The sequence below is a fragment of the Pseudomonas sp. 1 R 17 genome, from assembly GCF_900067035.1.
Taxonomy (GTDB): Bacteria; Pseudomonadota; Gammaproteobacteria; order Pseudomonadales; family Pseudomonadaceae; genus Aquipseudomonas; species Aquipseudomonas marginalis.
The window spans coordinates 37,575-50,190 of the sequence record NZ_FKLB01000020.1; the positions used below are offsets into that span (position 1 = coordinate 37,575).

General features: G+C 60.2%; 9 protein-coding genes. 3 read left to right on the top strand and 6 right to left on the bottom strand.

From position 1 onward, the window contains the following. Positions 1–31: 31 nt before the first annotated feature. Positions 32–841 carry a helix-turn-helix transcriptional regulator gene (locus BFP99_RS04650; RefSeq protein WP_065927595.1) on the bottom strand — a complete coding sequence of 270 codons (810 nt, stop codon included), beginning with the start codon at positions 839–841 and terminating at the stop codon, positions 32–34. 257 nt (positions 842–1,098) lie between these two features. Here BFP99_RS04650 and BFP99_RS04655 point away from each other — a divergent pair, with 257 nt between their 5' ends. Beyond that, the gene (locus tag BFP99_RS04655; protein ID WP_027605770.1) at positions 1,099–1,371 is read left to right on the top strand and encodes a DUF1652 domain-containing protein; all 273 of its coding nucleotides are present in this window, start codon (positions 1,099–1,101) and stop codon (positions 1,369–1,371) included. An 81-nt stretch (positions 1,372–1,452) separates the two neighbouring features. On the opposite strand, the gene BFP99_RS04660 is transcribed toward BFP99_RS04655, so the two are convergent. Further along, the gene (locus tag BFP99_RS04660; protein ID WP_065946727.1) at positions 1,453–3,900 is read right to left on the bottom strand and encodes a UvrD-helicase domain-containing protein; all 2,448 of its coding nucleotides are present in this window, start codon (positions 3,898–3,900) and stop codon (positions 1,453–1,455) included. Positions 3,901–4,119: 219 nt separating this feature from the next. On the opposite strand from BFP99_RS04660, the gene BFP99_RS04665 reads away from it, so the two are divergent. Further along, entirely contained in the window at positions 4,120–4,815 is a 696-nt protein-coding gene (locus BFP99_RS04665) for a pirin family protein (RefSeq protein ID WP_065946728.1), read from the top strand. Positions 4,816–5,037: 222 nt separating this feature from the next. On the opposite strand, the gene pgm is transcribed toward BFP99_RS04665, so the two are convergent. From pgm to BFP99_RS04685, 4 genes are all read right to left on the bottom strand, one after another. Beyond that, positions 5,038–6,681 carry a phosphoglucomutase (alpha-D-glucose-1,6-bisphosphate-dependent) gene (pgm, locus tag BFP99_RS04670; protein ID WP_065927598.1) on the bottom strand — a complete coding sequence of 548 codons (1,644 nt, stop codon included), beginning with the start codon at positions 6,679–6,681 and terminating at the stop codon, positions 5,038–5,040. A gap of 97 nt (positions 6,682–6,778) precedes the next feature. After that, entirely contained in the window at positions 6,779–8,185 is a 1,407-nt protein-coding gene (locus tag BFP99_RS04675) for an aminotransferase-like domain-containing protein (protein ID WP_065927599.1), read from the bottom strand. Next, positions 8,182–9,600 carry a hypothetical protein gene (locus BFP99_RS04680; protein ID WP_065946729.1) on the bottom strand — a complete coding sequence of 473 codons (1,419 nt, stop codon included), beginning with the start codon at positions 9,598–9,600 and terminating at the stop codon, positions 8,182–8,184. The genes BFP99_RS04675 and BFP99_RS04680 overlap by 4 nt, the downstream gene beginning before the upstream one ends. Positions 9,601–10,305: 705 nt before the next feature. Then, entirely contained in the window at positions 10,306–11,328 is a 1,023-nt protein-coding gene (locus BFP99_RS04685) for a zinc-dependent alcohol dehydrogenase family protein (protein ID WP_065927601.1), read from the bottom strand. A 268-nt stretch (positions 11,329–11,596) separates the two neighbouring features. Here BFP99_RS04685 and BFP99_RS04690 point away from each other — a divergent pair, with 268 nt between their 5' ends. Then, a complete protein-coding gene (locus BFP99_RS04690) occupies positions 11,597–12,520 on the top strand; it encodes a LysR substrate-binding domain-containing protein (RefSeq protein WP_065946730.1) in 924 nt (307 codons plus the stop codon). Positions 12,521–12,616 lie beyond the last annotated feature (96 nt).

The window sequence follows — 12,616 nt, forward strand, 5'->3', positions numbered from 1 at the left end:
CATTTCGATGGAGGGATCCTAGAACTCCGGGTTATTCGCTGTCTTGCGCGCGTGCACGCAGGGAAATTTGTTTGACGTAGGCCTTGGGCGACTGGCCGGTGTGCTGGCGGAAGGCGCTGTAGAACGCCGACAACGAATTGAAACCGGCGGCGAAGGCAAGGTCGTCGACCTTGATCGGTGGTTGCGCGGTATCCAGTGCGGCCAGCAGGTGCTGGAGCCGAGCCTGGTTGACGTAGCGGTAGAAGCTTTGCCCCAGCACCTGGTTGAGCAGGTAGGAAATCTGATTGCGGCTGTAGCCACACTCCTTGGCGACACGCTGCAGGTCCAGTTCCGGGTCCAGATAAGGCTGCCTGCACTCGAAGTACTGCTGCAAGTCATTGGCCATATGCCCCAATTGCTGGGGTGACAGGCCCAGGCGGCTGACGCTGGGGCGCTGGGCCTGGGAGGGTTGTTCATGCACCAATGACGCGTACTCGTTGACGCGCCAGATCAACCCATCGCGGACGGTGATGGCCTCGCTGGTACGGAATGACACCAGCCCCTGACCGCCGCGCAAGGTGATGCGGTACTGGATGAATGCCGTGTCGCCATCGGCACGGATGCGGTCGGTATGCTCAATGGCTTCGTCGGCTTCGCGGGGCATGCTGGCTTGCAGGTACTCACGCAGTTCGGCGTAACCGACCACACGGTTCTGGAAAAAGTCGTGGTACTGGATGTCCGGGTGGTAGTAGGACATCACGCCGTCAAGATCGCGATGACGCCAGCACAGGTGGTGGCGCAACACCAGCTCACGCGTGGCGTGGGTGTTATGGCAATCATCGTCTGGCGCGATGTCGGGCATGGAAGGCTCTGAGGCGGGTAAACCTCGGAGATTGCCGAATTTTGCCACTGCCGACAATGGCCAATTGGAACTTCGCATTAGTGGCATTGTGCCCAATCGTGAGTAAGAGATGACCCACATCAAGTGAATGGCTGACAACCGCCGAACGGGGCAGAAAAAGTCACCTTGTACTTGCGAACGAATGCTATTTTTAGCTTCTACGACGCCACGACCAGTGACGGTCCTGGCCCCCTGCCGCGAGCTAAAGGAAGCGCTCAATGAACAAGGTGGGCAACATGAACAAAGTGACATTCCCCAACGCCTGCCAGCTGATGCGCTGGCATTTTCATCCGATGGGCTTCGAGGGCAGCATGGATGCGCCCGGCAGTATGGTCGCCCGCCTGTTCGACCGGGCCAGCGGCGAGACGCTGATTGCCATCGCCGGCATCCCCTGCGCCACCGTGATGAATGCTGCCGATGTGGAGCGGATTATCGAGGCGGTGGAGGATGAGTTGGAGTCGTTTGTGCCGCCGTTGTCGCTGAGGGCCTGATTCCGGTCCAGCCAGCAGAAAGAAGCTCAACTGTGGGAGGGGGCAAGCCTCCTCCCACGTTGGAATCGCATTTGTCCCCTACTAATGGCGCTGATCGTCGAAAAACGCTTTCCTGCCGTCGACCCGCTCCGAGGCTTTGGGCACATTCACCGCCTGGCCCTCGGTTTTTTCCACATACCAGTAGCAATGGCTCACGGCCCGGGTAATCCCGACGTAGGCCAGGCGCAGCACTTCGTCCTTTTGCGCAGTGTCGTAGGGTTCGCTGTCCCCGTCCTTGCCCAGGCCCGCCATGCGGTAGACCTGGTTCTTGTAGGGCGAGCTGGTCACATGCTGGCAATCACCGAGCAGGAACACCGCATCCGCCTGCAGGCCCTTGGCGCTGTGGTACGTCAGCTGCTTCAACCTGCGCGTCGCTGCGGGCAAGCTAGAATCAACATTAACAATCGACTGAATATGCTCTTTAATCAGTAACTTATCGCTACTTTTTCGATACAGAATTAATATCGAATCGCCCCGTTGATAATGCTCCAGCAGTTGCCGCCCCAACGCCGCATCGTCCCGCTCCAATACCGTGACCGGCACCAAGGCTTTTGGCGTGCCGCTGGCCTTGGCCTTTTTCCCCGGGATGGCCGGTGCGGCGCGCACGATATGTTCGGCGGCGTCGATGATGTGCTGATGGCTGCGGTAGTTCTCGCCGAGCATGACGCGGGTAGTGCTCGGCGCCGGGAATTGCTGGTTGAATTCCATGAAGTACTTGGGCGAACTGCCGCGCCAGCCGTAGATCGACTGCCAGTCATCGCCCACGCACAGCAAGGACGAACGTTGCGCACCACGGCCCACATGCATCGCCGGCCCACGACTGCGGATTTCCCGCAGGCTCGCGCGTATCCACGAAACGATCTGGGGCGATACGTCCTGGAATTCGTCGATCATCAGGTGCGACATTGGCCGCAGCAGCGGATCGCTGAGGAGCTTGAGATTTTCCGGGGTGTTCTCGCCGAACAGCGAGAACATGCGGTTATAGGTCATGATCGGCGGTGATTGGTCGAGAAGGTGGTCTTCCAGGGCCTTCCAGAAAATGCTCAGGGCTTCAAAGAAGAACCGGTCCGGGTCGTCCTTGGCGAAGCTCATCTGGCCGACGGCAGTCGGCACGTCCAGCCCCAGGTTCTCGATAAAGCCGGCGGCCATCACGAAACTGTCCAGCAGCGGCGCCGACGCCAGCTCACCCTTGACCTTGTAATCAAAGCCGGGACCCGCGCTGGCATCCCCGGCGAGGCTGCTTAAAAGACGCTTTGATGCATCATAACTATCCATCCATATCAATGGCTTACGACAGAAAGCTTGAAACAAGGTGCGCTTTACCGCCCACTCTGCACGGACCGACAGCTTCGAATTCGGCCGGCTGACCTGGGGGTTTTCCCTGGCGTCAAAGCCCAGCACTACCCACGCATCCAGTGCCGGGATATAGCCGTGGCAATGGAACTGCGCGCCATTGATTTCGAAGCGCTGGCGACTGGGCTCAATCCCCTTGATCGGCCAGGCGCCGGCACGAAACCACAGGTCCTCGATCACATCGCAGAGTTCTTCATCGCGCTTGGCCGCCAGTTCGGTCACCGCTATGCGCTTTTGTACATCCGGATGATCGCGCTCCAGTTCGCGCAGTTGCAGGCCGTGGCGTGCCAGCGGTGCAATCAGTTCACGAAACCGTGCATGTCGCCCCTGCAACTGGTGGTAGCAGGCATTCATCTGCTGGCGCTGGGCGTCGCTGATGCGCAGGTCGAACGGGTTGCTGTCAGCGTCTTCGAAACCGGCACTGAGGTTTTCAAACGCCTGCAGGCGCTCAAAACCCGGCAGGCTGCGGACCATCGGCAGGATGCGCGAGTGAAAGGTGCGTACCACCGCCTGGGCTTCTTTCATATCAATGGGTTGGCCCCACAGGGTGAGAATGTCCATGAGCTTGTTGATGAAGTCTTTGCGCGACTCGCGGGTGAAGGTCACCACGGTCATCGAGCTCAATTCGAACCCCAGGTAATGGGTGAGCAGCAAAATACGCAGCACCAGCGAGGTGGATTTACCCGCGCCGGCACCGGCGATCACCGAGGTTGACGGCGTATCGCTGAAGATCATCTTCCATTGCGCCGCGCTCGGCTGGGCATGGGCCGGCAGCAACCGGGCCACATCAGCCTTGATGCGTTTCTTCACGTCGGCGGTCAAGGGTAGCCGCCAATCGTCGAACAGGCTGTCATCGACGCCGGGCGCGCGGTGCTCATCGGGACGGAAGTCGCGGATCAACAGGACTTGTCGGCCTTCCTCGAGGCCATCGGCCTTGCCCTCGCGATAGCCATACTCCACGCCGGCCTCGTGACCACTGCGAAAACCATCGGCCTGCCCGTGCAACCAGGAAAACCGATGCTGTGCGCGCAAACGCGTCAGGCCATGGCCAAACAGGCGTGCGGCAAGGCGTTTGAGCAGCGGCATTTCCGCCAATGGGCGCAGTTCGGGGGGCAGATCAGGCTTGTGTTGCGGCACGCGGACTCCTGCGATGAGCTGGGTTTTGACAAGGGCACCATGGTCGCCGGAATCGGCGCTCAGTTCCAGCCAATTGCTTTACCGTCATGCAGTTAGGCGATGAAGTGAAAGTCAAAACGCCAGCAATCAATCTAATTAACCGATAGGAATCAGGCATTTTTTACGCTTTTTTTCGATCATGGGCTCACGGATCATAGGCGCCATCAACAGGAGACGATCATGCTTGAACTTCGACCTTTCAACGCCCTGGGCGGCGCCCACCATGGCTGGCTTGACGCCCATCACCACTTTTCATTTGCCGAATACCACGACCCCGAGCGTATGCATTGGGGCAACCTGCGGGTCTGGAACGACGACATCATCGCCCCCGGCACCGGCTTCCCGCAGCACGCCCATCGCGACATGGAGATCATTACCTATGTGCGTGAAGGCGCCATCAGCCACGCCGACAACCTGGGCAACAAGGGCCGCACCGAGGCCGGTGATGTGCAGGTGATGAGCGCAGGCACGGGGATCGCCCACAGCGAGTACAACCTGGAAGCCACGCCGACCAAGATCTTCCAGATCTGGATCATCCCGAACGAGGCCGGCCTGCCACCCTCCTGGGGCGCCAAGCCGTTTCCGAAAGGTGATCGCGAAGGGTTTGTGACCCTGGCCAGTGGCAAGGCCGGTGACAGCGAGAGCCTGCGCATCCGCGCGGATGCACGCCTGGTAGCGGCGAACCTGAAAGCCGGGGAAAGCGCGGAATACCGCTTGGACATTGGGCGTCGGGCTTATCTGGTACCGGCGACCGGCGTGATTGAGGTCAACGGCTTGCGTGCGCACGCTCGAGACGGTGTGGCGGTTGAGGATGAGCAAGTGTTGCGGGTAACGGCGGTTGAAGACAGCGAGATCGTGCTGGTCGATCTGGCCTGATCCAACGCTTTGGCCCAATAAACTATGGGAGAGGCTTGCCCTAATGCCAGTCAGTTAAGCGTACATTGCCTCCTGTAGGAGCGAGCTTGCTCGCGAAAAACGTCAACGATAACGCGTGCTTCCTGAATGAACGCGGCGCCTGTGAGTTTTTCGCGAGCAAGCTCGCTCCTACAAAAAGCCTTAACTGACTGGCATTAAGGCTTGCCCCCTCCCATATTGGGGTTATTCCGAGATAGCGCCGTCTACCAGCACCTGCGCCTCTTCCACCAGCTGCTTGAGGTGGTCCTCACCAATGAAGCTCTCGGCGTAGATCTTGTAGATGTCCTCGGTACCCGACGGCCGCGCGGCGAACCAGCCGTTTTCGGTCATCACCTTCAACCCGCCGATCGCCTGGTTATTGCCTGGCGCATGGCTGAGGATCTGCTGGATGCTTTCGCCTGCAAGCTCGGTGGAAGTCACCTGTTGCGGCGACAGCTTGCCCAGCAAGGCTTTTTGCGCCGGGGTGGCCTTGGCGTCGACACGAATGGCGAACGGCTCGCCCAAGGCATCGGTGAGACCACGGTAGATCTGGCTCGGGTCCTGGCCTTTGCGCGAGGTCATTTCCGCCGCCAGCAAGGCCGGGATCAGGCCGTCCTTGTCGGTGCTCCACACCGTGCCATCCTTGCGCAGGAACGACGCCCCGGCGCTTTCTTCGCCGCCAAAGCCCAATGAACCCTCGAACAGGCCATCGGCAAACCACTTGAAGCCCACAGGCACTTCATAGAGACGACGACCGATGCGCGCGGCCACGCGATCGATCAGGCCGCTGCTGACCACGGTCTTGCCCACGGCCGCATCGGCGCGCCAGTCTGGACGGTTCTGGAACAGGTAGTCGATGGACACCGCCAGGTAGTTGTTCGGCGCCAACAGGCCGCCGGACGGGGTCACGATGCCATGACGGTCGTGGTCCGGGTCGCAGGCGAAGGCCACGTCGAAGCGTTCCTTGAGACCGATCAGGCCTTGCATGGCGTAGCTGGAGGACGGGTCCATGCGGATCTGGCCGTCCCAGTCGACGCTCATGAAGCGGAACGTGGCGTCGACTTCAGTGTTCACCACCTCCAGGTTCAGTCGATAGTGCTCGGCAATCGCCGACCAGTAGCGCACCCCTGCTCCGCCCAGCGGGTCCACGCCCAGGCGCAGGCCGGCGCTGCGGATGGCGTCCATGTCGATCACGTTGATCAGGTCGGCCACGTAGCTGTTGAGGTAGTCATGGCGATGGGTGGTGTCGGCCTTGAGCGCCTGGGCATGGGTGATGCGCTTGACCCCCGCCAGTTTATTGGCCAGCAGCTCGTTGGCCTTGGCTTCGATCCACTTGGTGACGTGGGTATCGGCCGGGCCGCCGTTGGGCGGGTTGTACTTGTAGCCACCACTTTGCGGCGGGTTGTGGGACGGCGTGATAACGATGCCGTCGGCCAGGCCGCTGGTACGGCCACGGTTGTAGCAGATGATGGCGTGGGAAATTGCCGGGGTTGGCGTGTATTCATCGCCTTCGGCGAGCATCACGTGCACACCATTGGCGGCCAACACTTCCAGCGCGCTTGCACCGGCCGGGGTCGACAGTGCATGGGTATCCAGGCCAACGAACAGCGGGCCGTTGATGCCTTGGGCTTCGCGATACAGGCAGATGGCCTGGCTGATGGCAAGCACATGCCATTCGTTGAAGCTCAGTTCGAACGAGCTGCCACGGTGCCCGGAGGTACCAAAGGCTACGCGCTGGGTAGAGATCGCTGCATCAGGCTGGCCGGTGTAATAGGCCGTGACCAGTCGCGGGATATCCACCAGCAACTGGGCCGGCGCCGGCTTGCCCGCAAAAGGACTGATTGTCATGCATAAACCTCGGATAGAAGGATTCGGAAAAAATGCCAGTTTACTGAGAGTTGGACTGCTGCGCGATGGTATCGATCCTACATCGTTAAGAGAAATTTCACCCAGTCTGCGCCTGGCGCAACGCGTCGCTCAATGCTTCCAGGGCAATATCCAGATTGGGCTGCCCGTGGAAGGTGTGACTCACGCGCAGGTGCTGCTGGTGCAAGCCACTGACACTGAACAGCTCCCCGGGGGCGATCACCACTTGCCGTGCCAGCAGGCGCTGAAATGCCTGGCGCATGTCTACGGCACGGGTGGAGGCCAGCCAGAACGCGGCACCGGCGGCCGGCATCCGATAAGTCACCTGGTCGCCCAAGTGCTGTTCCAGGCGCTGGCTCATGTGCGCCGCCTGCTCGCTCAAGCGTTGGCGCAGCGTGTGCAGGTGCTGGTCAATCCGCCCGCTTTGGTACAAACGGGCAATCGCGCGCTGACGGATCGACGATAAACGGAATGAGCGCAGCAGGAACTGACGCTGCAACTCATTGCTCATGCGCCGGCACAGCAGGTAGCCGTAGGGGGCTTCCGAGCCGAGCACTTTCTCGAACGAAGAAAACACGATCAGCCGCTCAGGGTTCACCCGTTCACGCAATGCGGTGTGGGGGGCTTCAAAACCCAGCTCGCCAAAGGTGTCGTTTTCAAGCAACCAACAACCGGACTGCTCCAGCAGGTGTGCCACGTCGAGACGCTCGTCGATTGACATGGCCACCCCGCTGGGCAGGCTGACGGAAGACGAGAGCAACACCAGATGCACAGGCTCATCACGCAACAGCTTCCCCAGCACAGTTCGATCCAGGCGACCCTCCAGCGTCCAGGGCAACTCGATGATGCGCACCCCGGCGTCCTGCAACAGGCGCAGGATCAACCAGTCGCAGGGCGACTCGACAATCACGGTGGTGCCCCGCAGGCCCAGCACTTCGATCAGGATGTCCAACACGCCGCGCAGGTCGGCGCCGATGTACACGTCGTCGGCATGCCAGCAGCGCGTGGGCGACGAGGTATAGCGCGCGGCCAGGGCTGCGCGTAATTCCCATACACCGCAGGGCTGGGACCAGGGCTGCAAATGCGACGGGTACTGGCGCACCAGTTCCCGCTCGAGCCGCAGCAGTGTTTCATCCAGGGAGCCCAGCAATGCCGGCTCGTCACCACTGAGTACCAGCATGCCGGGGCGCCGGGCCGCCGCGTAGAGGCGATCAAGCAGGCCCCCGCCGGCCCACGCCAGCGGGTTTGCCGACATCGGCCAGGCGTAATAGCCGGATTTGGCCACCGAATACACCCTGCCCTCCTTCTCCAGCAGCGCATAGGCGTACTGGATCGTCGAAATGGACACGTTCAGGCGTCCGGCCAACTGCCGTAACGACGGCAGTTTTACCCGGGTGTCGGTACTGACCTCGTTGATCAGGCTGATCATGTAGCGATAGACCGCCTGATACGCGAAATCCGCCTGACGCTCGCCGCGCAGCGTCATCGCCCGAACAATGGCACGGCCTGCGCGGCGCCCTGGGCCGCAGCGGCGCGACACATGCCGTTTTCTCTGGCCAGCGGCCGTTTGCGGTACAGGTGCTGCAACAAGGGCATCGGCAAACCGCTGGTGTCCGTTACCCACTGCTGCAGCATTTCGGCGGAACCGTTGCCCTGGAGGACTTTGTGCAACTCAGGCAACGCCACCAGCATGCCCGGGTGACATTGGCGCAGATAACCTTCCAGTCGCTCTCCGTGATGAACAAAGGGTGAAAACAGCAGGCAGGTCAGTTGGGTCTCATCCAAGCCGAAGAACTCCTGGGCGTAGGTACTCCAGAGCATGCGCCCTTCGCGGGTCCCGGCCTGAACGAGCAAGTCGTCGGGCATGCGCAGACGGCGCATGTACGCGGCGGCCTGCTGGACAAAACCTTCGACGCCTTCCTCATAATCCAGCGCACGCAGGCATTCGGCCTGCAACCCACGTAGATGAGCCATCAGCAACGGATTGGAATAGGCCGGATGGCTGAAGTGAAAGCCCAGTGGATCGGGAGCGTAGGCCATGAACTCGGTCAGCAGGGAGGTCGACGCGATGTCGACATCTTCCAGCAGGTCGGCGATGCCGATGTAGGCCAAGTGACGATGCCCCGCCGTGCTGGGGTTATCACTGGCCACGTAATGCTCACCGAACACATCCTGGAAATAACCGGTGCTCCACTCGTCCATGTGGGCGAACAACGCGTTGAGCGACAGCGGATGGCCCTTGGGAACATGGACGCCTGCGCCCTGGGCGGTTTTCTTGAGCCAGGCGAGAAACTGACTCTGCCTACGCGGGGAGTCACCACTGACCAGCGCATGGACGCCGCCATTGCACGTGGTGACACGCTGGTAAAAATCACCGACGGCCAGGTAAGTGTCGTTGCACAGGGTGGCGCGGCAGTCCCCGGCACTCACATGGCCCACCATCAACATATTGCGCTGGCTGATCTTTCGCCCGATCGCTGAGACCGGACGCTGGTGATTGAAGGGTTGTACCTCCTGGTTTTCCACCATCAACAACTCGACACGCGGGTCATCGTGGAGAAACAGCCGGCCGTAGCCGCGATTCAGGGTATCGAGCTGCCCCTCGGTCATGCCCGCGTGCCGTAGCGTCGCGACCCTCAGTTGAAAGGTACGTGGCGCGCGACCGGCAATGGTCAGTTGAGCCGCTCGGAGCAGCGCCAGGGTATAGCTGCTGACTTCACCGCCACCGTGGGCCACCAGTACCTTGAAATTCCCCACCTGCTCCATCCCGCCTGCCGCGACAATGATTCGCTGGACCAGTAACTGGAGAGCGGTACGTCCCGCGCGAGTGAAGTGCCCGATCAGACGTTGCAGAACTTGCTGGTAAACATGATTCATAGCCTGTTCGTGAATAGTGCTCATAGTTCTACTACCCGAGTTGAAATATCAGTTTCAAGCAACTGCTGACAGTGTTTGCTTGACCTATTTTGCGTGTAGGAAAATCGCGCCTCGCATTGTGCGCCGATGATTAGACACTAGCACCACGCAACAAAACGACAGGGATTGCCGGGAAGCATTTTTTACCCGTACAAGCGCATAACCTAATGAAAATATTGGTAAAAATTTCTAAAAGGTTAGCCTTAGGAGGCTTCCGACAAGGTCCTACGCGTTTTTAACCAGCCTTTTAAAGAAGTGTCCGACAATAGGCTCAAACAACTTTTCCATTTGCATGGCCGGTACGCTTTATGAAAGTACCTGTCTTGCTGAGTACACCTGTGGGCCGCGTCGATAGTTCGAGCAACTATCAGCAGCCGAGTCATGGATTCAATCATTGCTCAGTCCTTGAGATGAAAGTGAAGGCGCAATTATCAGTGCTGGAATAATGATTAATAGATACAGAAGCTGGCCTGAAACCAGCTCAGATGAGCAACCGATGTCGCGTAAAAGGTGCACATGCAACGACGCCGCACTGGGATTCAGGGCGGCGTCAGGGAGAGAGGGCCGGATTTGTGGGCTGAAAGTACCAGGTCGGCAGCTTCTGGAGCGGGCGGGTTAAGCCCTGTCAAATGGCGCATTTGCCCCATTCACTCAGGCGTCGGAGTACTCATTTACGAATACTCCTACAGCTCAAACAGCCGCAACCTGCAACGCAACCCGCTCGCGGCACGGGCATTCATCCATGTAACGGTGGGCTTCGACAAACTGATTGAACGGAAACACCGTGGTTTTCAGGGGCACGAGCACACGATCGGCGGTCAGTTGGTTGATGTCACGCAACGCACGCTGCAACGCCACCTGATCCTGGATGATGCCCAGCTCCGGCTTGCCGGTGAAGTTGCCGATACAGTGCACGAAGAACTGAATGTTCTTCTGGAACGCCGCGCACGCCGGGAACGGTGTCTGGTTACCGCCCTGCAAGCCATACAGCACCAGGCTGCCACGGGGCGCCAGCACATCACCGAGCAACGACATCTGCGGGCCACCCAAGCCATCGAACACCACGTCGACACCGCGGTTGTCGGTGAACTTGTTGATTTGCATCAGCAGGTCCTGTTCCTCGGTGACAATGACTTTTTCTGCGCCCAGAGAAAGCAGGTACTCGCGCTCAGCGCTGTCCTTGGTGGCGGCAATCACCCGCACACCCAGGGCCTTGCCCAGTTGCACAAACGAAGGGCCGGCACAGTGGCTGGCGTCGGTCACCAGGGCAAACTGCCCGGGTTTGACCCGTGCGAGGTCCACATACGCAAAGTAGGCGACCAGCAGCGGCGTGTAGTGCACGCTGGCTTCGATGGGGCTCAAGACGTCCGGATAGCGGGTCAGGGCCGAACGGGGCAGGACGATCTGCTCGCCATACACCGGGTAATCATTGGGGCTCTCGGCCGGAAAACTGGCCACCTTATCGCCCACTGCCAAGTCATCCACGCCCTCGCCCAAGGCTACGACCACCCCGGCCATCTCATGGCCAAGGCCGGATGGAAGGCGTGCGTGGGAAGACGCCAGGTTCTGGCGCCACAAAATGTCATACCAGCTGATGCCAATCGCCTCGACACGGACCTGCACTTCGCCCGGTGCGGGCTGCGCGGCTGCATGCTCTTCGCACTTGAGCACCTCGGCCGGACCAAACTTGTGAAAACGGATCGTGCGGGACATCGCAAACCTCGTCAAAGTAACCTCTATTGCCATGAACTCTATCTGGGCTTTCCGGCTAAGACCACCGGTCGCCGTTAATAGTCGACATGTCTGTCATTGATTCCGCATCTGAGGAATAGACCTCAAGTATCGTAGGAAAACTCAATTAGCCGGTGCAGAGTACCAGCCTTTCCCCGTAAGATTCATACCGGTCACGCGTCTGAATGGACCTTCAGGGCTCTTATATGGCCGCTCTCGTCAAGTAAAGCTGACTCTTCCAGGACACAAGATGAACCGTAACGACCTGCGTCGTGTCGACCTTAACCTCTTGATCGTATTCGAAACCTTGATGCATGAGCGCAGTGTGACCCGCGCTGCCGAGAAATTGTTCCTTGGCCAGCCGGCCATCAGCGCAGCGTTATCGCGCTTGCGCGGGCTGTTCGATGACCCGTTGTTCGTACGCACCGGGCGCACCATGGAACCCTCGGCCCGCGCCGTGGAAATCTTCGCCCTGCTCTCCCCGGCCCTGGACTCGATTTCCACCGCCGTCAGCCGCGCCGCCGAGTTCGACCCGGCCACCAGCACCGCGGTGTTCCGCATCGGCCTGTCCGACGACGTCGAATTCGCCCTGCTGCCCCAACTGCTCAAACGTCTGCGCGCCGAAGCCCCCGGCATCGTACTGGTGGTGCGCCGCGTCAACTACATCCTGATGCCCGGCCTGCTCGCCTCCGGCGAAATTTCCATCGGCGTCAGCTACACCGCCGACCTGCCGGCCAACGCCAAGCGCAAAGTACTGCGCCGCAGCCTGCCGAAACTGCTGCGCGCCGACAGCGTGCCGGGCGCCCTGAGCCTCGACGACTTCTGCGCCCGCCCCCACGCCCTGGTGTCGTTCGCCGGCGACTTGAGCGGGTTTATCGATGAAGAGTTGGAAAAGCTCGACCGCAAGCGCCATGTGGTGCTCGCAGTACCGCAGTTCAACGGCCTGGGGACGTTGCTGGCAGGCACCGACATTGTTGCCATCGTGCCGGACTACGCGGCCGAAGCACTGACGGCCGCGGGAGGCTTGCGTGCAGAAGAACCGCCATTGCCGGTGCGCACGTTCGAATTGCACATGGCGTGGCGTGGGTCGCAGGACAATGATCCGGGGGAGCGGTGGTTGAGGTCGCGGATTCAGATGTTTTTTGGCTTGCCTGAGAGTCTTTCTGCCTCGTAGGACAGGCAATTCTTCTGATCATTTTCGCATTTCCACAAACCATGTGGCTTCGTTCACTTCCAGTGGATTGCTAGATTGGGGGCACATCTGAGGGCA

What these genes read in the sequence shown, in the direction of transcription:
- BFP99_RS04690 (WP_065946730.1), top strand. Translation starts at nt 11,597, where the DNA reads ATGAACCGTAACGACCTGCGTCGTGTCGACCTTAACCTCTTGATCGTA.
- BFP99_RS04665 (WP_065946728.1), top strand. Translation starts at nt 4,120, where the DNA reads ATGCTTGAACTTCGACCTTTCAACGCCCTGGGCGGCGCCCACCATGGC.
- BFP99_RS04675 (WP_065927599.1), bottom strand. Translation starts at nt 8,185, where the DNA reads ATGACGCTGCGCGGCGAGCGTCAGGCGGATTTCGCGTATCAGGCGGTC.
- BFP99_RS04655 (WP_027605770.1), top strand. Translation starts at nt 1,099, where the DNA reads ATGAACAAGGTGGGCAACATGAACAAAGTGACATTCCCCAACGCCTGC.
- pgm (WP_065927598.1), bottom strand. Translation starts at nt 6,681, where the DNA reads ATGACAATCAGTCCTTTTGCGGGCAAGCCGGCGCCGGCCCAGTTGCTG.
- BFP99_RS04680 (WP_065946729.1), bottom strand. Translation starts at nt 9,600, where the DNA reads ATGAGCACTATTCACGAACAGGCTATGAATCATGTTTACCAGCAAGTT.
- BFP99_RS04650 (WP_065927595.1), bottom strand. Translation starts at nt 841, where the DNA reads ATGCCCGACATCGCGCCAGACGATGATTGCCATAACACCCACGCCACG.
- BFP99_RS04685 (WP_065927601.1), bottom strand. Translation starts at nt 11,328, where the DNA reads ATGTCCCGCACGATCCGTTTTCACAAGTTTGGTCCGGCCGAGGTGCTC.